Below are 20705 nucleotides of genomic sequence, written 5' to 3'. Positions count from 1 at the left end.
CATGTCCAAGGAACTCACGTACGGCGAACTCGCCGCTCTGATGAAGTCCAGCGCGGGCATCACCGTGGAACCGGCCATGCTGGCCGGTCACCCCGACACGCCCTTCGCCGAGTACGGCCTGGACTCGCTCGGCCTGCTGGGAATCGTCGGCGCCCTGGAGAACGACCGGGGCGTGTCGATCGCCGGCGACGCCGATTCGTGCAAGAACCCCGGCGCCTTCATCGACGTCATCAACAACTCACTCAAGGCAGGAGTCTGATTCATGTCCGGCCACACCGAGAACGAGATCACCATCCCCGCCCCGCTCGACCTCGTCTGGGACATCACCAACGACGTGGAGAACTGGCCGCAGCTCTTCAGCGAGTACGCCTCCGCGGAGATCGTCGAGCGCGACGGCGACCGGGTCGTCTTCCGCCTGACGATGCACCCCGACGAGAACGGGCAGGTCTGGAGCTGGGTCTCCGAGCGCACCGCGGACCGCGCCTCGCGCACGGTACGCGCGCACCGGGTCGAGACCGGACCGTTCCAGTACATGGACATCCACTGGTCGTACCAGGACGCGCCCGAGGGCGTCCGGATGCGCTGGGTCCAGGACTTCTCGATGAAGCCCGGCGCGCCGCTCGACGACGAGGCGATGACCAACCGCATCAACGAGAACTCCAAGGTGCAGCTGGAGCTGATCCGCGAGCGCATCGTCAAGCGGCACCGGGACGGCGAGGGGCGGGCATGAGCACCTACCGCTCGCTCATCGTCGCCCGGATCAAGCCGGGCGCCGAGGACCAGGTCGCCGGGGTCTTCGCCGACTCGGACCGGGGCGAACTCCCCGGCCTGATCGGGGTCACCGGCCGCAGCCTCTTCCAGTTCGGCGACGTCTACCTGCACCTGGTCGAGGCCGACCGGCCGCCCGGCCCTGAGGTCGCCCGGCACAAGGACCACCCCGCCTTCCGCGACATCAGCGACCGGCTGTCGTCCTTCGTGCTGCCGTACAACCCCGAGACGTGGCGTGAGCCGAAGGACGCCATGGCCCGGGAGTTCTACCGCTGGGAGCGGAGCGGCTGACATGGCCACCACCGAGCCGGAGTGGGTGCGCTGCGAACGCTGCGAGGCGCTCGTGTACACCAAGCGCTACGCCCGCATGCTGCGCGTCTGCCCCGAGTGCGGCGCGCACGGCCGGCTCACCGCCCGGCAGCGGCTGGAACAGCTGCTGGACCCGGGCTCGCAGGCGCCGCTCGTCCCCGAGGGCGGCGAGCGGCCGCCTGCGCACGACCCTCTGGACTTCACCGACACCCGGCCCTACGCGCAGCGGCTGCGGGACGCCCGGGAGAACACCGGCCTGGACGAGGCCGTGGTGTGCGTGCGCGGCACGATCGGCGGCCGGCCGGTGGTCGCCGCCGTCATGGACTTCCGCTTCCTGGGCGGCAGTCTGGGCCTCGGCGTGGGCGCCCGGATCACCGCGGCCGCCCGCACCAGCCTGCGCCATCGCGTCCCTCTGCTGCTGGTCACCGCCTGGGGCGGGGCCCGGATGCAGGAGGGCGCGCTGTCCCTGATGCAGATGGCGGCGACCGCGCAGGTCCTCGCCGAACTCGACGAGGCCGGGGTGCTGGTCCTCTCCGTGGTCACCGATCCCACCTACGGCGGGGTCGCCGCGTCGTACGCGACCCTCGCCGATGTCATCCTCGCCGAACCCGGCGCCCGCCTCGGCTTCGCCGGGCCCCGGGTCGTGCAGCAGACGACCGGGCGGCAACTGCCCGAGGGCTTCCAGACCGCCGAGTTCCTGCTCGCGCACGGTCTCGTCGACGACGTCGTGCCGCGTGCCGCACTGCGCGGCGTGCTGTCCCGGCTGCTCGGCCTCCGCCCCGGCGCACCCCGTCCGGCCGTGGCCCGCCGGGCCCCCGTGCCCGTCGTCCGCGACGTGGAGGCCCTGCCCGAACGCGACGCCTGGGAGGCCGTGCGGCTGGCCCGCCACCCCCGGCGGCCGACCGCCGCCGACTACGCGGCGCACCTGCTGGAGGACTTCCACGAACTGCACGGCGACCGGCTCGGCGCGGACTGCCCGGCCGTGATCGGCGGACCCGGCCTGCTCGACGGGCACCCGGTCATGCTGATCGGGCACCACAAGGGCGGCCCCACCCTCGACGGCCGCCGCCGGCGGCACTTCGGCATGGCCGGTCCGGCCGGCCACCGCAAGGCCGCCCGCCTGATGCGCACCGCGGCCAAGCTCGGACTGCCCGTGGTCACCCTGATCGACACTCCCGGCGCCGACCCCGGGCCGGAGGCCGAGAGCGGCGGTCAGGCACTCGCCATCGCCGAGAACCTGCGGCTGATGTCCCGGCTGCCGGTGCCCGTGGTGGCGGTCGTCACCGGCGAGGGCGGCAGCGGCGGCGCTCTCGCGCTGGGCGTCGCCGACCGGGTGCTGGTCAGCGCCAACGGCATCTACTCGGTCATCAGTCCCGAGGGCTGTGCCGCGATCCTGTGGAAGGACACGCGGGCCGCGCCCCTTGCCGCGGCCGCGCTGCGGCTGCACGCCCGGGACCTGCTGCGCCTCGGCATCGTCGACGGCGTGGTCCCCGAGCCGCCGGACGGCGCCCACGCGGACCACGCCGCCGCGGCCGCCTATGTCGGTGGCGCGGTCTCGGCCGCTCTGGACGAACTGCGCACCCGGGAGCCCGAGCGGCTGCTGGCCGAACGCCGGGACCGCTTCCACCGGTTCCACCAAGGTCCCGGGCTCTCCGAGTGCTCCCGCTTCGGACGACTGGAGGAGGAGGCAGCACCATGACGCTCCACGGCGACAACAAGTTGCCCGCCCACACCGCCGGCGTGGGCCGGAACCTGAACGGTTCGGCCCCCACCGCGCAACCGGCGCACCCGGTGCTCGACGCCGTGTGCCGCAGCGCGACAGAACTGGCCACATCGGTCCCGACCCCGCCACGGCGCATCCGGCTGCGGCACGGTCAGACCTCGGTCGAGATCGAGTGGCCCGACCCCCGGGAGCAGGAACGGCCCGAGGCCGCCGACCCGGCGCCGCACGTCACCCCTCAGGACCCCCCACAGGACCTCCCGCAGGAGTCCGCGGCGCGGCCCGAGGAGCCCGGTGAGCCACCGGCCGGGGCCCTGCACTATGTCTGCGCCCCCACCGTGGGCACCTTCTACCGCGCCCAGGAACCCGGGGCGGCGCCCTACGTCTCCGTGGGCGACCTCGTCGGCCCCGGTCAGCCGGTGGGCGTCCTGGAGGTCATGAAGATGATGAGCACGGTCGAGTCGGACGTCGCCGGGCGGGTGGTGGAGATCGTCGTGGGGGACGCGCAGCCCGTGGAGTACGACCAGGGGCTGATCGCCGTGGAGCCGGCAGAGGCGGCGGGGCGCACCCCGGACGCGGGAGGGGAGTGAACGCCGTGTTCTCCACCGTACTGGTGGCCAACCGCGGTGAGGTCGCGCTGCGAGTCGCCCGCGCCTGCCGCGAACTCGGCCTGCGCACCGTCGCGGTGTACTCCACCGCTGACCGTGACTCGGCGGTCGTCCGGTTCGCCGACGAGGCCGTGCACATCGGGCCGCCCCCCGCGCGGTCGAGCTACCTCAACATCCCCGCCGTCATCGAGGCGGCCCGCCGCACCGGGGCCCAGGCCGTCCACCCCGGCTACGGCTTCCTGTCCGAGGACCCGGACTTCGCGGAGATCTGCGAGGCCAACGGGCTGACGTTCATCGGCCCCTCGCCGCAGGTGCTCGCGCGGCTCGGCGACAAGGCCGCCTGCCGGGCCCTGATGGCCGGGGCCGGCCTGCCCGTGCTGCCCGGCAGCCCCGGACCGCTCGACGGTCCCGCCGAGGCGAAGGAGGCCGCGCAGCAGGCCGGCTACCCCGTGATCCTGAAGGCCGTCGCGGGCGGCGGCGGACGGGGCATGGCCGTCGTCACCGACCCGGACCAGCTGCTGGACGCCTTCCGCGACACCAGGGCGCACGCCCGCGCCGTCTTCGGCGACGACCGGCTCTACCTGGAGCGGTACGTCGACGGTGCCCGCCATGTCGAGGTACAGGTCGTCTGCGACCGGCACGGCGCCGTGGTGCATCTGGGCGAGCGCGACTGCTCCGTCCAGCGCCACCACCAAAAGCTCGTCGAGGAGACCCCCGCCCCCGACCTCCCGGCCCGGCTGCGCGGCGCCATGTGCGACGCCGCCGTGCGCGGTGCGACGGCGGTCGGCTACGAGGGCGTCGGCACCTTCGAGTTCGTCCTCACCCCGGAGCGGGACTTCTATCTGCTGGAGGTCAACTGCCGGCTCCAGGTGGAGCACCCGGTCACCGAGATGGTCACCGGCGTCGACCTGGTGCGCGAGCAGCTGCTGATCGCCGCCGGCCACCCGCTGACGCTGCGCCAGGAGGACATCGTGCCGCGCGGGGTGGCCGTGGAGTGCCGCGTCAACGCCGAGGACCCGGCATGCGACTTCGCCCCCACCCCCGGGCTGCTGACCGAGTTCGTGCCGCCCGGCGGGCCCTTCGTCCGGGTGGACACCCACGCCTACCCGGGCTGGCGGATCGGGCCCGACTACGACTCGCTGCTGGCCAAGGCCGTCGTCTGGGCACCGGACCGGCAGCGGGCGCTGGCCCGGATGGACCGCGTCCTGGAGGAGCTGCGGGTGCGCGGCGAGGGCGTGTGCACCACGGCGGAGTTCCTGCGTACGGTGCTGGCCCGCCCGGAGTTCCGGGCGGGCCGTCACACCACCTCGCTGGTGCGGGAGATGACCGGCTGAGCCGGGTTCACACCCGCCCGATGGTGCTGTGGATGGCGTGCAGGAACGGGTTGACCGGGGTGACCTCGCCGACGGCGAGGCCCGCCTCGGTCATCAGCCCGGTCAGGCTGTCGCGGGTGTGCTTCTGACCGCCGACGTTCATCAGCAGCATCAGGTCCATCGCGGTGGTGAACCGCATGGACGTCGTGTCGTCCACCAGGTTCTCGATGACGATCACCCGGGCCCCGGGGTGGCCGGCCGCCACGACGTTGCGCAGCGTGCGCCGGGTGCTCTCGTCGTCCCACTCCAGGATGTTCTTGATGATGTACATGTCCGCGGTCACCGGGATCTCCACCCGGCAGTCGCCCGGCAGCAGCCGGGCGCGGGAGGCGAGTTCGCCGCCCTTGTGCAGCCGCGGGTCGGCGCCCGCGACGACCTTGGGCAGGTCGAGCAGCGAACCGTGCACCTCGGGGTGCTTCTCCAGCAGCGCCGCCAGCACGTGGCCCTGGCCGCCGCCGATGTCGGCGACCGAGGAGATCCCCGTCAGGTCCAGCAGATCGGCGATGTCCTGCGCGGACTGGCGGCTGGAGTGCGTCATGGCCCGGTCGAAGACCTTGGCGCTCTCCTGCGCGTCGTCGTGCAGGTAGTCGAAGAACTCCTTGCCGTAGATGTCGGGGAAGATGTTGCGGCCGTGCCGCACCGCCTCGTCGAGCCGCGGCCAGGCCTCCCACGTCCACGGCTCGGTGCACCACAAGGCGATGTAGTGCAGGCTGTTGGGGGTGTCCTTGCGCAGCATCCGCGACATGTCGGTGTGCGCGAAGCGGCCGTCGGACCGCTCCTCGAAGACACCGTAGGAGGACAGCGCGCGCATCAGCCGGCGCAGCGGGCGCGGCTCCGCGCCCACGACGGCAGCGAGCTCGTCGCAGGTCGCCGGCTGGTCGCCGAGCGCGTCGGCGACGCCGAGCCGGGCCGCGGCCCGGACGGCGGCGGCGCAGGCCGCGCCGAAGACGAGCTCGCGCAGGCGCATCGCGCCCTGTGCGGGGGTGTCGGTGGTGGTGGTCTCGGTCAGGCTCATCGTCAGCACAGGCCCTTCGGCTGGGAGACGCGGCAGGTGCTGCCGCTGAACACGTTGTCCTTGCCCTGGTCCTCGGCGGCCAGGTCGGCGGGGCTGTTGCCCATGGCGGTGTTGTCGCGTACGGAGTTGCCGGTGTTGGGGGCGCCCACCACGCTGCGGAAGAGCACGATGCCGCCGGACATCGGCGAGGTCCCGATGTTCTCCACGACCCTGTTGTGGATCACCTGGGTCTTCTCGGCGCCGGTCAGCACGATGCCGGCGCCCTGGATGAAGGGCAGCCGGGCGTTCGCCGGGCAGTACTTGTTGTTGGCCGCCACCAGATTGCGCGAGACGGTGAGCGACCCGGCCCGCGGCACGCCCTCGTCGCCGACGACGAAGACGCCGCCGCAGTTGGCGGTGATGTCGTTGTACTCGACGTCCACGGTCCGCACCCGGCGCAGCACGAGGCCGATCCGGTTGCCGGACAGCTCGTTGTCGGCGATCAGGGTGTGCTTGGTGTCCAGGGCGCCGCCCTCGGCGTCCACCGCGTTGGCCAGGAAGATCCCCGACTCGCCGTTGTTCTCCGCGACGTTGTCGCGGAACACGGCGCGCACCGAGCGCTGCTGGCTGATGCCCTGCTGTCCGTTGGCGCGTGCGGTGACCCGGTTCACCTCCATGCGGTCGGTCCAGGCGGCGTCGACCCCGTTCTTCCTGAACCCGGAGACCGTCAGCGACCGCAGCCGCACATAGGTCAGCGGGCTCTGCTCCGTACCGGTGACGCAGATGCCGTGACCGGCCGCGGCGCAGGCGTTCTCCGTCCCCTTCTCGCTCGGGGTGATCACGGTCCCGCGACCGGCGCCCAGCAGGGTCAGCCGGGGCTTGGTGATGTTGACGCTGCCCGGGTAGGTCCCGGGCGCGATCTCGATGATGTCGCCCGGCCGAGCGCGGTCGACCGCCGCCTGGATGGACTCCCCGGGCCGCACCAGGAGCGGGGTGTCCGCGGCCTCGACCCCGGGAACGTTGCACAGCCCCACGACGGCCGCGGTCGTGGCGACCGCGGCCGCGAGGGGCCGACGAAGTGTCATGACTGCCGCACCTGCCTTCCTGGCGGCCTCCGCAGCCACCCGGAAAAAAACGTTATGAGCTGTTATGGCCTCCTGCCACTCCGTCAGGCCATCAGAGGAGCCGCGCCGCTTCGCTGTACCGGGCACAAGGGGGTGCAGCCCCCGATGTGGTGCGGGTCACCTGAACTCGCCCGCTCCCCGTCTCGTGTCCGCCCTGAGGGATCTGCGACACGGATCGGGAGAGGACGGAGTGAGTGGATGGCGGCATTGTGGTCGCGCACTCGTCAGAGCAAGGGCACGAGTGACGAGGCGCTCATACGGGCGCTCTACGAGGAACACGGCAAAGCCCTGCTCGCGTATGCGACCCGGCTCACCGGCGATCGAGCCGCGGCCGAGGACGTCGTCCAGGAGACCCTGATCCGCGCCTGGCGACACCCGGACGCGCTGGTCAACGGCAAGGGTTCGGTGCGGGGGTGGCTGCTGACCGTGGCCCGCAACATCATCACGGACCGGTACCGCGCCAAGGCGGCCCGGCCCCAGGAGGTGGCCGAGTCACCGGCCACCCCGCCGGTCGAGCGCGACCACGCCGACGCGGTGGTCGACTCCATGGTGGTGATGGAGGCTCTCGACCGGCTCTCCCCGGACCACCGGGACGTGCTGTACCAGATCTACTTCAGGGGGCAGAGCGTCGCCGAGGCGGCGGTGACCCTCGGGATACCGCCGGGAACGGTCAAGTCCCGGTCCCACTACGCCCTCAAGGCACTGCGGGAGTTCTACACCAAGAAGCCGGTCGCGCTGCGGGAGGTGGCGGCATGAGCACGGAAGAGCAGCACGACAGCGGGACGCTCACCGCCTATGTCCTCGGTGCCCTCGACGACGAGGAGATGCGTGCCGCAGAGGAGCACATCGCGACCTGCGGCCGTTGCCGGGCCGAGGTCGACGAGCTCCGCGAGATGGAGCGCGTGCTCGGTGAAGTCCCCCCGGAGGCCTTCCTGGACGGCCCGCCGGAGGACGGTGATCTGCTGCTGCAGCGGACGCTGCGGCAGCTGCGCTCCGAGCGCACCGGGGTGCAGCGGCGCCGATGGACGGCCGCCGGAGCGGCGGCGGCGGCCGCCGCGGCGGTGCTGATCCTCGGCGGTGTCGTGATCGGGCAGAACGCCGGCACGACCGACGAGGCCGGGCCTCCGGGGGTCAGCGCGCAACCCGGCGTCAAGGTCGCGTCGGTCACCGATCCGGCCACCAAGGCCCGGATGACGGTGCGGGTCACCCCGGCCGGCGCCTGGGTCCGGCTCAACGCGTCGGTCAGCGGGGTTCCGGCGGGGGAGCGCTGCCGGCTCGTGGTGGTCGGCAAGGACGGGCATCGGGAGATCGCCGGCAGCTGGGTGGTTCCCCGGACCGGCGAGGAGCGCGGTGTGAGCCTCGACGGTTCGGCGGCCGTGCTCTCGGACGACATCTTTGAGGTCGTCGTCGAGAACGCGGCCGGCAAGGAGTACGTGACCGCCAGGATCTGACCGCCGCAACGGGGAGGGGCCTCCGCCCGCCCGTCCGCCCGTCGAGGGGACGGGCGGACGGCCAGGAGGAGCGCGATGTCGTCGGGGCGGGCATGGCGCCGGCCCGCCTCCTGGATGAGCCGTTCGGCGGTCCCCTCCAGGGGCGCGTCGCCCGGGCGTGAGGCGAGTGCGCGGCGCAGCCGCTCGATGCCGGTGTCGATGTCGGTCTCGGGCTGCTCGACGAGGCCGTCGGTGCAGAGCGCGAGCACCGAACCGGCCGGTGTCCGCAGCGCGGTGACCGGGTAGGAGGCCCGGTCGTCGACGCCGTGGGGGACGCCGCCGGGGAGGTCCAGGATCTCGGTGCGCCCGCAGGCGTGGCGCACCTACGGGCGGCTGGTGGCCGGCCCGTACCGCCCTGGCCGTGCCGGTGCGGGGGTCGAGCTCCACGAAGGACCGCGTCCACCACGGCGCGGCCCATCACCCGGTCCGGTTCGCCGGTGCATGGCGATCGGTCCCAGCGGTTGCGGTCATCGGGCCATCCTTGCCGCGGTGCGGCGTGCCGTCCCTCCCGTGACGTGCGCCGCCGTGTGCGCGTCACCCCACCGGCGGGCTCCCGGTCCGGGGGCGCGCACCTCGGGCCCGCCCGGCCCGGCCGTACCGCCTCCGGGCCGTCATCGGCGGTCGACGGTGCCGGGCGAACCCCCGGTCCGCTACGAGTACGGCAGCGCGTGCGGGTTCAGCGACCGCAGCATCCGTCGCAGATCCGCCTTGAGCTGCGACTTCTCGTTCTCCGTGAAGGGGGCCAGGGCCTCCTGCTCGCACGGCTGCACAGCCTCCTGCGCCTGCTCGGCCAAGGTCTCACCGTCCGGTGTGACGCTGATCTCGATGATCCGCCCGTGCGTCGGATGCGCGTGCCGCTCGACGAGCCCGCGGTCGGCCAGGCCCAGCACCGCGACCCCCATGGATTGCGCGGTCACCCCGCAGCGGCGTGCCAGTTCCGCGCCCGACACGGCTCCGTCCATGGTCAGCCGGACCAGGGCGCTGTACTGCGTCTGTGTCAGGCCGAGCGGGCGAAGTGCCTGCTCCAGCAGCTGCCAGTACGCCTGCGAGAGCTGCCAGATCAGATAGCCGACGCGCTCACCCGGGTCGCCGACGGGCATACCGGACCGTCCTTCCGTGTTGTTGTCTGTTAGCTTATATAAGTCAGCTTACATTATGGGAGGAAGGCCGCCGTGCCCGACACCGCGTTCCTGCACGATGCTCATCCGCCGGTGGAGGACCCGCCGCACCATCACCGGCACCGGCATGTTCCCGGACCGCAGACCGACGCGCCGCCCGCCAAGCCGGGGATGACGGGTACGCCCGCGGTGATCAAGCCCGTCTTCACCGTGCTGGTCATAGGTCTCGCTTTCGTCAGCGTCTTCCTCGCCGCGTTCCACACCCCCACGGCGCACCGGCTCCCCGTCGCGGTGGCCGCCTCGGACCACTCGGCGGCGCTGTTCGACGTCAGGCTCCAGCGCATCGCGCCCGAGGCGTTCCAGGTCGACCGCTACCCCGACGAGGCCTCCGCCCGGTCGGCCGTCGAACACCGCCAGGCCTACGCGGCCTACCTGTCCGACGGCGGCAAGCCCAAGGTCGTCTACGCCGGCGCCAACGGCCCGGCGGTCTCCGCCCTGGTGGCGCCGCTGGCGGCGGTGCCGAAGGGCGCGGGGCACAAGATCCCGGTGATCGACATCCTCCCGCTGTCGGACGGCGACAGCAGAGGGCTGTCCGTCTTCTACGCCTCGTTCGGCCTGGTCCTGGCCGGTTTCCTGTTCGGGCAGATGACCTACCAGGTGGCGCCGAGACTCTCGTTCGGCCAGCGTGTCCTGAGCCTCGCGCTCTTCGCCGTCGTCGGCGGCCTGGCCACCGCGCTGATCGCGTGCACCGCCTTCGGTGCCATTCCCGGCTCCTTCTTCGGCATCATGGGCGTCATCACGCTCATGGCCGGCGCCGTCGCCGCGGCGACCGTCATGCTCATCAGGATCTTCGGCCCGGTCGGCGTCCTCCTCGGCTCCATCTTCATGCTCGTCATGGGCAACGCCACCAGCGGCGGCGTCCTCCCGCCGGACTTCCTCCCCGGCTGGCTGGAACCCCTCGCCTCGGTCATGCCGGCCGGGGTCGGCGTCCGCGCGCTCGACGGGCTCGCGTACTTCCACAACGACGGTCTCACCCGCGGGGTCGTGATCCTCTGCGCGTGGATCGCCGTCTGCGTCGGGGCGGTGTACCTGCTCGACCGCATCGCGTCCTCGACGGGGATCGTGCACGCGGCGCACCGCTGACACCCGGGGTACGGCGCGACTGCTCCCTGCGGCGTACGCGGCCGGCCTCCGGCCGGGGGACGACCGGCCGCGACGCACCCACCAGGCTGGGGCCATGGCGACCACCACCCTCAGCCCGCGGCCGGCGCTGCGCGTCCCGCGCGCGGCCGAGCGCGTGTCGTACGCGACCGGCGCGCTCCTGGTCCTTTCCGGCCTGTTCCACCTGGCGGTTTTCGCCGTCGACGGGGGCCCCTGGTACGGCCCGGTCTCCTGGCGCAAGCCCGCCACCTTCGGCGTCTCCTTCGGGCTGACCCTGATGGCGGTCGCCTGGGTCACCTCGTACCTGAGGACCGGGGAGCGCCGGCGGGCCGTGCTGCTCGCGGTGTTCGCGGCCGACTGCGTCGTCGAGGTCGGAGGCATCACGCTCCAGGCGTGGCGGCGGGTGCCTTCGCACCTCGACATGGAGACCGGCTTCGACACCGCGGTCTCCATGACGCTGGCCGTGGGCGGCGGCGTCCTGGTCGTCGTGCTGACCGCCTTCGCCGTCGCGGCCTTCCGGCACCGTCCCGCCGGGCCCGCGGGCATGGCCCTCGCCCTGCGCTCAGGCTTCGCGATCCTGCTGGTCGGCCTGGCCTCGGGCGCCGCCATGATCGCCCGCGGCGTGTACCTCACCCGGACCGGTCACCAGGAGGCCGCCTACCACTCCACGGCCCCGCTGAAGCCGCTGCACGCCGTGAGCCTGCACGCCGTGCTCGTCCTGCCGGCGCTGGCCTGGCTGTTGTCGCGGACGGAGTGGAGCGAGGCGACGCGGACCCGGCTGGTGCTGCTGGCGACCGCCGGCTACGTCCTGGCGGTGGCCGTCGTCGGGGCGCGGGCGGTGGTCTGAGCGCGCGCCGGTCAGGCGGAGTCGCGCAGCAGCAACTCGGCCCGGACGACGAGCTCCTCGGCGGCCAGCGGATCGCCGCCCGACAGCAGGCGGGCGGCCTGGTCGACGGCGAGCGCGCCCAGCCGCCGGGTGTCCAGGGCGAGACTGGACAGCGCGGGCTCGACGAACGTACCGAGCTGAAGGCCGTCGAAGCCGATCACGGCGAAGTCGCCCGGGACGTCGCGGCCCGTGCGGCGCGCCTCGCGCAGGGCGCCCATGGCGATGATGTCGTTGAAGGTGAGGACCGCCGTGACATCGGGGTGACGGCCCAGCAGCGCCCGCAGAGCCGCTGCGCCGCCCTCGGCGGACTGCGCGGCGCCGATCACCGCGTCCGTGCCGAGCCCGTGGGCCGCCGCGGCCGCCGCGAACCATTCCCGGCGGACGCTGGGTTCGGCGCGGCCGTCGTGGTCGAGCATGCCGATGCGGCGGTGGCCCCGGCCCACCAGGTGCGCGACCGCGGCGTGGAAGCCGGCCTCGCCGTCGACCCGGATCGAGCTGAACCGCGCGGTGTGGTGCTCACGGCCGATGAGCACCACCGGCATGCCCCGGGTGAAGTGCTCGATTTCGCTTTCCGAGCTGTTGAAGTACCCCACGACCGCGTCCACTTGCGAGCAGATCACCTGGAGCGTGCCGATTTCCTCCGTGGCGCGGTCCCCGGTGTCGTACACGACGACGTGCCAGCCGCGGGCGCGTGCCGCCTCCAGTGCGGCCGCGGCGACCTCGGTGAAGAACGGGTTGAGCAGGTCCGGGATCACCAGCCCGATGGTGGTGGTGTCCTGCCGCACCAGACCGCGGGCGAACCGGCTCGGCCGGTAGCCCAGTTCGCGCGCGGCGTCGAGCACGCGCTGCTTGGTCAGCCCGTCGATCTCGTCCTTGTCGTTCAGCGCCCGCGACACGGTCTGCCGCGACACCCCGGCGGACCGGGCGACGTCATGGATCGTGACCCTCCGCGGCTCCGTCCCCGACGACGACACCATCGCGTACCTCCCACTGCCCACGGGCGCCGATCCGCCCGAGGGGCCCGAGTATGCCCCCGCGGGGCACGACGGCGCGAGGCCGGGCCCCGCCCGGCCCGCCGGAGCGCCGGTGCGGCCGCCGGTGCGGCCGGCGGCTGTCAGCGCGGCGCTTCGGCGGCGCGCCCGCGGCCCGCGCCACCGGAAGCCCCGCGGCCCCGAGGAGGACCAGGGTGGTCGGCGTGGTCAGGGTGCCACCGGTGACGCCGAGATCGAGTGCCGTGGCATCGGCGGCCACAGCGCCGCCGCGCCTGACCGACGCCACGTCAGCGGCCCGGATGCCGGGTGTCATCTGGAGCCCGCCACCGGCACCGAGGGCGGGATTGCCCGCCGCGAGCGAGGCGGCGGAGGCCATCGTGCCGGTGGCCCGAACCGACCGTCCCGGCGCCCGGGCGCCGCACCTCGACGGTGACGGACGACGTCCCGCTCCGGGTGGATCGTGATGTCGTCCGGGAACGCCGGCGCCGCGGCTTGCGCGGTGACGGACGCGATCGCCCCGTTGAGCACCATGCCGGTAACGGCGAGACCTGCGGCGGCGGTGCGCTTCCCCCTGCTGGCGCGCCGCGCGAACTCAGCCATGACGACGTCCCCTCTGGGGCAGTACGCGAGCCGACGGGCGCTGAGCGGCCGGCAGCGATGACCGACCCTCAGCGCCGCCAACCGCCGCCCGCCCCGGCGGCCTTGCCCTGGGCACCCGGCCCTCCCCCATCCGGACGCGTCCCCGGTGCCCGGTGCGGGCTCCGGTTCCGGCCGGTTCCCGGCGCGGGGGAGGAGCACGCCCGGGGCGGCGGCCGGGTTCGGCCGCCCCCTGGCGCACCGCCGGACCAGGTCTCACCCGGCGGGGACGGAACCGCACCGGGGAGGGGGATCTGACGTCCGCTCGGCGGTGCCGCGTCGTCTTCGCGGCACCGGGCACGCACAGACTGTACGAATGCCATTTGCCGGCCGTACGCCTTGCCCGTGTGTGATGGCGGACGGTCGTGAACGCGGCGGGGTGATCCCGTGCGTCCGCTGCCGTCTCGCTCTGGGTTGCACGCCCGGTGTTCGGCTTGACAACGTTGTCTTCTGAATAAGGCCGGACCGGGCGTGCGTATTGCGACGCTGGAGAGGTTACGTGCCCATCAGATCCCATCCCCCCTTGCCCCGCGTGATTCCTCCGGGAACCACCCGCCGGCGTCGCTCGCCACTGCGCTCGACGGTCGCCGCGCTGCTCACCGGGACCCTCGGCCTCGCCGCGCTGGCGGGTGCCGGCACGGCCGCGGCCGTGCCTGCCGCGACCTCGTCCACGGGGTCCACCGGGACGCCCGGCGGCACGGACTACACCAAGCTCGTCGACCCGTTCGTGTCGACCGCCGGCGACGACGGCAACGACCTGCCGGGCGCCGAGGCGCCCCACAGCCTGGCCAAGGTCAACCCCCTGACCACGCCGAGCCGCAACCACACCGGGTACGACCACAACGAGGACCACATCGCCGGTTTCACGGCGACGAACCTCGACGGCGTCGGCGGCTCCGGTGGCGGTGGCGACCTGCTCGTCGTCCCGACCTCCGTGCAGTACGACAGCCGCCCCGCCGCCGGCACGTACGCCCACGCGTACAGCCACGACGACGAGAGCGCGACGCCCGGCTCCTACCAGGTGGGCCTCGGGGCCATCTCCGGGACCGCGTCGTCGGTGAAGCAGGACTCCGGCACCATCAAGGCCGAGATGACCGCGACGACGCGCACGGCGCTCGAGCGGTACAGCTTCCCCGCCGGGTCGAATCCCGAGCTCGTCCTCGACCTCGCGAACAACTACACCAGCCGCACCCGCTCGACGATGAAGGCGACGACGCTCCCGGACGGGACCACGTCGATCACCGGTCTCATCGCGGGGTCGTTCAACGGCGCCGCGTACAAGCTGTACTACGACGCCACCACGAACGTCCCCGTGACCTCCCTGAAGAGCTGGGGCAACGACGGCAAGCTGAGCGGCGCGACCACGCAGGACGGCTCCGACACCGGCGCCGTCCTCGGCTTCGCCCCGTCCGCGGCGGGCGACGTCGAACTGCGCATCACGCTGTCGCCGATCAGCGCGGAACAGGCCGCCGTCGACCAGCAGAACGAGGTGGGCGGCCTCACCTTCGACCAGGCGCGCGCCCGGACGAAGGCGGACTGGAACAGCGCGCTCGGCGCCGTCGACGTGCGCTCCTCGGCGAAGTCCGACCCCGGGTCGACGCTCACCAAGGAGTTCTACACGCACCTGTACCGCATGTACGCGGCTCCGGTGAACGCCACCAGCACCAGCGGCACGTACCGCGGCGCGGACGGGGCGGTGCACAAGGCGAACGGCTTCACGTACTACGACGGCTGGTCCACCTGGGACGACTTCCGCAAGTACTCCGTCGAGGCCTACATCGACCCGGCCACCTACCGGGACATGATCCAGTCGCTGGTCGAGCTGTTCGCCGACACGCGCACCTCCGGCAAGAGCCTCGGCAGCCTCACCCACTCGGTCCCGACCGTGCGCTGGGAGCGCTCGGCCGTGCTGGTCGCCGACGCGCTGTCGAAGGGCTACAAGAACTTCGACCGGCTCGACGAGGCGTACCCGGCGCTGCTGTCGTACAGCGGTTTCTACACGGGCGCGCAGCTGCGGCAGGGGTACGTCACCGGTGACCCCGGTACGACCGTGCAGCGCGGCTACGACCAGTGGGCGCTGTCCGTCATCGCCGACGCACTCGGCAGGACGGACGACGCGAAGAAGCTGCGTGCCCAGTCCACCATGGCGATCGACAACCTCGTGAAGTCCGGCGCCTGGACCGCGGCCGACGGCACCAAGGTCGGTCTGCTCACCCCGCGCGCCGCGAACGGTGACTGGCAGAGCGCCGACTACGAGAAGTTCGAGGCGGCCGGCCTCTACCAGGGCACGCTCTGGCAGTACCACTGGTACGACGCGTACGACATGGGCGGCCTCATCGAGGCCATGGGCGGCGCGAAGGCCGGCAAGGCCGCGATCGAGCACATGTTCGGCGAGGACTCCACCGCCGACGACGGCTCGACCATGCTGCACTCCAACGCCAACGAGATCGACCTCCAGGCCCCGTACCTCTTCAACTACGTCGGCGAGCCGAGCCTGACGCAGAAGTGGGTGCGCGCCATCTACACCGGCACGACCTGGAACCGCTACATCGCGACGGGCTCCACGAACGAGGCCCCCAGCTCCGGCGGCCAGTTCACCCCGCCGGTCAGGACCCAGGTCTACAAGCTGTCCCCGAACGGCTTCCTGCCGACCATGGACAACGACGCCGGCACCATGTCGACCATGTTCGTCGGCGCCGCCCTGGGCCTGTTCCCGGTGACCGCCGGCTCCAGCCAGTTCCAGATCGGCAGCCCGTTCTTCGACTCCACGACGATCAGCTACGCCAACGGCAGCCGGTTCACGGTCAAGGCCGACGGCGTCTCGCCGAGCAACTACTACGTGCAGAGCGCGACCCTCGACGGGAAGCGGTTCGACAACACGTGGCTCGACTACGCGCAGATCATCTCCGGCGGAACCCTGGACCTCACCATGGGTTCCAAGCCCTCCCAGTGGGGCGCCAAGACCAAGCCCGCGTACTCGCTGAACACCGACGGGGGCGACACCGGTGACGGCGGCACGGGAGGCGACAAGGGCGACACCGTCGTCTCCGCCCGCCCGGCAGGCGTCGCCACCTCCGCGGACGGCACCGTCGACGGCAGCGTGCAGCTCATCCTGGACGGACCGGCCTCGTTCGACGCCCGCAAGGGAACCAGCCTCACCAAGGCCGGGGCGGCGAGCGTGACCGGCCTGCCGGCGGGTGTCACGGCTGATCTCCGCGTCAGCGACAAGCGGACGGCGACACTGTCGCTCACCGGCACCACGAAGGCCGACGCCCGCGTCGGCATCACCTTCACCGACGCGGCCTTCGCCCACGGCGTGCGGGCCTCGACGGTGACCGGCACCGGGATCTCCCCGACCGACCCGCTGCTCATCTCCGCCGCCGCGGTGCACCGCAAGGCGCTCGGCGCACTCGTCGACCAGGCGTCCCTGGTGCGCAGCGGCAACTACTCCGACGGCTCCTGGAACCTGTTCCGGTCGGCGCTGGAGCGCGCGCGGACCGTATCCGCCGACAGCGGTTCCGCGACGGGCACGATCATGGCCGCGGCCGACGCGCTGCAGTCCGCCGTCGACGCGCTCACCATCGACGAGGGCGGCTACGCCGTCCTCCAGGCCGAGGCCCCCGACCAGATGGAGGGCCCCAGCCTGGTGAAGGAGGCGTACTACTCGGACGGCGACCTCGGTGGCGTCACCGAGGGAGCATGGGAGCGGTACGGCAAGCTGGACTTCGGCGGGGTCGCCCCGCGGAGCATCTCGGTCCGCCACGCGAACTCGCAGCCGGCGAACGCCAAGCCGAGCAGCGTCGACATCCACGCGGGCGCCGCGGACGGCCCGGTCGTGGCCACCGCCTCGCTTCCCGGAACCGGCGGCTGGCAGTTCTACGCCACGGTGCAGGCGGCCATCACCGACCCGGGCGCCCTGCTGGGCGCGAAGAGCGCGACGTTCGTCTTCCACGCCCCGTCCGGCCAGCAGTGGGTGTCGAACCTCGACTGGTACCAGTTCTCGCCGAACGGGATCTCCTCGTCCCCCTCGACCACGCTCGCCACGCTGACCGCGGTGAACAGCACCGCGACCGGCGACGGTTCGCTCCCGCTCACGTTGTCGAACGGCATCTTCGAGAACGTGACGAACGGCGCGTGGGCCCAGTGGACGGGCACGAATCTGCGCGACGGCGCCGACACCGTCAGCGTCAGCTATGACAAGCCCCAGTCGCGGGCGGCGTCGGACTCGCACATCGAGCTGCACCTCGGCTCGAAGGACGGTCCGAAGACCGTCTCCGTCCCGCTCGACTACAGCGGATCGGGCTGGGGCACCGTCGCCACCACGACGGTGCAGCTGGACCCGAAGGTCTTCACCGGCGTCCAGGACGTGTACGCCGACTTCGTCTCCAGCACGCAGACCAGCGCCCAGCCCTACGTGGCCAACGTCCACTCGCTGACCCTGTCGCGCAGGGCCGACGCCCCCGTGGGCTTCGACGCCACAGCGTTCCGCTCCAACAGCGGCGGCGGGCTCAAGAGCGAGCCGGTCGGCTGGACCGGCGCGGGCTCGGCCACCGACCTCGGCGGCACCTACAACGGAGCCTGGCTCAACTACGGGGACATCGACTTCGGCAGCTCCGCGAAGAGCACCGTCACGATCACCTACGTCAACAACTCCGCTCGCTGCGGCACCGGTTCGGCCGTCCAGCTGTACCTGGACTCCTTCGACGCGGCCAACCCCGGCACGCCGTACGCGACCATGTCGCTGCCGGTGACGGGAAGCGCGTGGTCGTCGGGAGGGACGACGAGCCTCACGCTGCCCAAGGCGATCACCGGCACGCACACCGTCTATCTGCGGCTGACGACGAACCCGGACTCCTCGCACCCGTACGTCGCGAACCTGGGCCGGATCACCTTCGACCACGTCGACACGCCCGCCGTCACGGACAAGTCCGCCCTGCTGAAGGCGATCGACCAGTTCGGGGGGCTCTCCGGCGACGCGGGGCGCTACGACACGGTCGACTTCGGCGTGTACCTGCGTGAACTCGAGGCCGCACGCGCCCTCGTCGGCGCCGACGGCACGACGCAGCCCGAGGTCGACGGACAGACGCGCAGCCTCACCCTCGCCGCGGGCCAGCTGATCCCTCTGCCGAGGCTGAAGCTGGAAGCCCTGGCCGCGACCGCGTCGGCCCTCGACAACACCCGCTACACGGACGCGTCGTGGAAGGCGTTCACCAACGCCCTCGCCGCGGCGAAGGCCGCGGTCGCGGACGACACGTCCACGGACCAGGCCCTCACCGCCCGGTACGACGCGCTGGGCCGCGCCATGGCCGCGCTCACCACGAAGCCCAGGACGGTGCCGGCAGCGCCCGACGCCGTGTCGGCGACCTCGTCCGGCACGAGCGTGACGGTCGCCTGGTCCGCACCCGAGGACGACGGGGGCTCCCCGGTCACCGGCTGGAAGATCACCCTCAGCGACGGCCACCGGGTCGAGATCGACGACCCGGCCGTCCGGAGCACGACCTTCACCTGGCTGCGTTCCGGCAGGTCGTACTCGGCACGCGTCAAGGCCGTGAACGCGTTCGGCGCCTCGCGCCCGAGTGCCGCCACGGCACCTGTGGTGGCCGACGGCGGCAAGCCGCAGCGGCCTGCCGTGACCGGTGTCCTCACCGACGGCAAGCAGGTCCGCGTGACCTGGCGGGCGGCCGGCGACGGCGGATTCCCGATCGTCGGCTACACCGTGGCCCTCGCCGACGGGACCACCGCGCACCTGCCCGCCACGGCGGACACGGCGCTGCTCACGACCACGGGGAAGGCGAAGGCGCACACCGCCACCGTCACCGCGGTCACCCTGGCCGGTACCTCGGACGACTCGGAGGGGTCCCCCTCGGCGGTCACCACCCCTGCCGCGGACGCCACCGACCCGGCGTACGAGCCGTCGCCCTTCCCGGACGAGACGCTCAAGGCGAGCTACGCCTCGGACACCTGGCCGGGGACCGGCGACGGGACCGACTACTTCTACGGTCTCCTGGGCGGCATCGGCGACCTCGACTCCGGCATCCTCGCCGCGAACACCAAGGTGCCCTCGGGCACCCCGCTCACCGCTGAGAACGACCGGATCGCCGTGCGCATCAACAACGCGGCGACGCAGAAGGAGGTGGACCGGGCCGAGGTCGACGCGACGAACAGCTCCACCGTCACGATGGCCGACGGCCTCGGGTCCCGGCTCGGCCAGATCTACCTCGACGCCCTGAACGGCGGCCGGCTGCCCAAGACAGGCGCGCTGTTCTCCCGTGTCACGCAGGGCCTCGACAAGGGCGGCTCGGCGAAGGACCACTTCGGCTACCTGCGTCCGTACGTGCGGCTCGGGTTCGTCGGCGACGGCGGCGACATCTACGAGTCGCAGGACGGCTCCTACGGCAGCCTCACCACCAGCGGCTCGTACCCCAGCGGCCACACCTACGGCGGTTACGAGGCCGGGACCATCCTGGCCACGCTCCTGCCGGAGCTGGCGCCGTCGATCCTGGCGCGCACCTCGGAGTACGGGAACAACCGCATCGTGCTCGGGTTCCACTACCCGCTCGACGTCATGGGCGGCCGCATCTCCGGACAGGCCACCGTGGCCCACCGGTGGGCCGACCCCGACTTCGCGAACCTGCTGACGCAGGCCCACACCGAGATGGAGAACGTGCTGTTGGCGCAGTGCGCGAAGGAGGGCTACGGCGACACCCTCGCGGCCTGCGCGGGTGATCCCTACGCCGGTCTGAGCGCGGCGCAGGACGTCGACCTGTACACGCAGCGCCTGACCTACGGGTTCCCCCAGGTGGGCAAGGCCGGGCAGACGCTCAAGGCACCGTCCGACGCGGCGGCCCTGCTGATCACGGCCTTCCCGGACCTCACCGCCGGGCAGCGCACGCAGATCATCGAGCAGACCGCGACGGACTCGGGCTATCCGCTCGACCTCACCGCGGACGGCCGGGCGAGCTGGCAGCGGATCAACCTGGCGGCGGCGATGGCGGCGCAGGTGGTCGTGCGCTCTGACGGCTCGGTCAAGGTGACGAACCACTCGGACGCCACCAAGGCCGCCGACGCCGACGCCAAGGCGATCACCGTCGGGGGCACCGCGATCGACGGGTTCGACCCGGAGGTCTCCACCTACGTCGTCGACTGGCCGAAGAACAAGAAGATCCCGGCCGTCTCCGCCGTGCCGGACCAGTCCGGGGCGCGGGTGAAGGTCACCGACGGCAGCCAGGTCCTCTCGGGCGGGCACCGGTTCACCACCCGCACCATCAAGGTGACCTCGGCCGACGGTGCGGTCACCCGGACCTGGACGGTCGGCTTCCAGCCCACCGGCCGCGACCACCGGCCGGTCGCGGCCGGCGGCAACGGCAACGGCGACGACGGAGGATCGGACCACTGGCCCTCCTCCGGCACCTGGGGCCACGAGGGAGGCCACGGAGCGGACTTCCTCGGCGGCGCCGGATTCTGGACGCCGGGCACGGAGTGGTCGGAGCCCATGTGGATCCCGGGGGCACAGAGCGCGATGTGAC

Annotated in this window: 15 protein-coding genes and 1 pseudogene; 11 read left to right on the top strand and 5 right to left on the bottom strand. The window is 72.5% G+C overall.

Features of this window, described 5'->3' with window-relative positions; all coding sequences use genetic code 11:
- Position 1: 1 nt before the first annotated feature.
- From RV983_RS12185 to RV983_RS12160, 6 genes are read left to right on the top strand one after another with little or no spacing between them, the layout of a single operon-like run.
- Complete coding sequence (locus tag RV983_RS12185) at positions 2 to 259, top strand: acyl carrier protein (protein ID WP_475985814.1); 258 nt, start codon at positions 2 to 4, stop codon at positions 257 to 259.
- Positions 260 to 262: 3 nt separating this feature from the next.
- A complete protein-coding gene (locus tag RV983_RS12180) occupies positions 263 to 730 on the top strand; it encodes an SRPBCC family protein (protein WP_475985813.1) in 468 nt (155 codons plus the stop codon).
- A complete protein-coding gene (locus tag RV983_RS12175) occupies positions 727 to 1059 on the top strand; it encodes a TcmI family type II polyketide cyclase (protein ID WP_475985812.1) in 333 nt (110 codons plus the stop codon). Before RV983_RS12180 ends, RV983_RS12175 begins: the two co-directional genes overlap by 4 nt.
- Before the next feature lies 1 nt (position 1060).
- Complete coding sequence (gene accA / locus RV983_RS12170) at positions 1061 to 2776, top strand: carboxyltransferase subunit alpha (RefSeq protein WP_475985811.1); 1716 nt, start codon at positions 1061 to 1063, stop codon at positions 2774 to 2776.
- Positions 2773 to 3387 carry an acetyl-CoA carboxylase biotin carboxyl carrier protein gene (locus RV983_RS12165; RefSeq protein WP_475985810.1) on the top strand — a complete coding sequence of 205 codons (615 nt, stop codon included), beginning with the start codon at positions 2773 to 2775 and terminating at the stop codon, positions 3385 to 3387. The genes accA and RV983_RS12165 overlap by 4 nt, the downstream gene beginning before the upstream one ends.
- Before the next feature lie 5 nt (positions 3388 to 3392).
- Entirely contained in the window at positions 3393 to 4739 is a 1347-nt protein-coding gene (locus RV983_RS12160; RefSeq protein ID WP_475985809.1) for an acetyl-CoA carboxylase biotin carboxylase subunit, read from the top strand.
- Positions 4740 to 4746: 7 nt separating this feature from the next.
- On the opposite strand, the gene RV983_RS12155 is transcribed toward RV983_RS12160, so the two are convergent.
- Together RV983_RS12155 and RV983_RS12150 are read right to left on the bottom strand one after the other, a co-directional pair.
- Positions 4747 to 5793: a methyltransferase gene (locus tag RV983_RS12155; protein WP_475985808.1), complete on the bottom strand. Its 1047-nt coding sequence runs from the start codon at positions 5791 to 5793 to the stop codon at positions 4747 to 4749.
- 2 nt (positions 5794 to 5795) lie between these two features.
- Entirely contained in the window at positions 5796 to 6857 is a 1062-nt protein-coding gene (locus RV983_RS12150; protein ID WP_475985807.1) for a right-handed parallel beta-helix repeat-containing protein, read from the bottom strand.
- 237 nt (positions 6858 to 7094) lie between these two features.
- On the opposite strand from RV983_RS12150, the gene RV983_RS12145 reads away from it, so the two are divergent.
- Both RV983_RS12145 and RV983_RS12140 read left to right on the top strand, forming a co-directional pair.
- The gene (locus RV983_RS12145; RefSeq protein ID WP_475985806.1) at positions 7095 to 7652 is read left to right on the top strand and encodes a sigma-70 family RNA polymerase sigma factor; all 558 of its coding nucleotides are present in this window, start codon (positions 7095 to 7097) and stop codon (positions 7650 to 7652) included.
- Complete coding sequence (locus RV983_RS12140; protein ID WP_475985805.1) at positions 7649 to 8347, top strand: zf-HC2 domain-containing protein; 699 nt, start codon at positions 7649 to 7651, stop codon at positions 8345 to 8347. The genes RV983_RS12145 and RV983_RS12140 overlap by 4 nt, the downstream gene beginning before the upstream one ends.
- A gap of 119 nt (positions 8348 to 8466) precedes the next feature.
- Here the strand turns inward: RV983_RS12140 and RV983_RS12135 are convergent.
- Together RV983_RS12135 and RV983_RS12130 are read right to left on the bottom strand one after the other, a co-directional pair.
- Positions 8467 to 8709: pseudogene (locus tag RV983_RS12135) on the bottom strand (SpoIIE family protein phosphatase); the annotation flags it as partial.
- Positions 8710 to 9036: 327 nt separating this feature from the next.
- Complete coding sequence (locus RV983_RS12130) at positions 9037 to 9486, bottom strand: MarR family winged helix-turn-helix transcriptional regulator (protein WP_475985804.1); 450 nt, start codon at positions 9484 to 9486, stop codon at positions 9037 to 9039.
- Positions 9487 to 9558: 72 nt separating this feature from the next.
- Between RV983_RS12130 and RV983_RS12125 the strand changes: the two genes are divergently transcribed.
- Entirely contained in the window at positions 9559 to 10647 is a 1089-nt protein-coding gene (locus RV983_RS12125) for an ABC transporter permease (protein ID WP_475985803.1), read from the top strand.
- Positions 10648 to 10741: 94 nt separating this feature from the next.
- Positions 10742 to 11512, top strand: a complete 771-nt coding sequence (locus tag RV983_RS12120) for a hypothetical protein (RefSeq protein WP_475985802.1) — start codon at positions 10742 to 10744, stop codon at positions 11510 to 11512.
- Between the two features lie 11 nt (positions 11513 to 11523).
- Here RV983_RS12120 and RV983_RS12115 read toward each other — a convergent pair whose 3' ends face one another.
- Complete coding sequence (locus tag RV983_RS12115) at positions 11524 to 12528, bottom strand: LacI family DNA-binding transcriptional regulator (RefSeq protein WP_475985801.1); 1005 nt, start codon at positions 12526 to 12528, stop codon at positions 11524 to 11526.
- A gap of 1183 nt (positions 12529 to 13711) precedes the next feature.
- On the opposite strand from RV983_RS12115, the gene RV983_RS12110 reads away from it, so the two are divergent.
- A complete protein-coding gene (locus RV983_RS12110; RefSeq protein WP_475990293.1) occupies positions 13712 to 20704 on the top strand; it encodes a glycoside hydrolase domain-containing protein in 6993 nt (2330 codons plus the stop codon).
- Position 20705: the final 1 nt, after the last annotated feature.

Source organism: Streptomyces sp. RLA123 (genome assembly GCF_056270165.1).
Note: the sequence above shows the minus strand (reverse complement) of the source record. Positions and strands in the feature narration are given on the sequence as shown.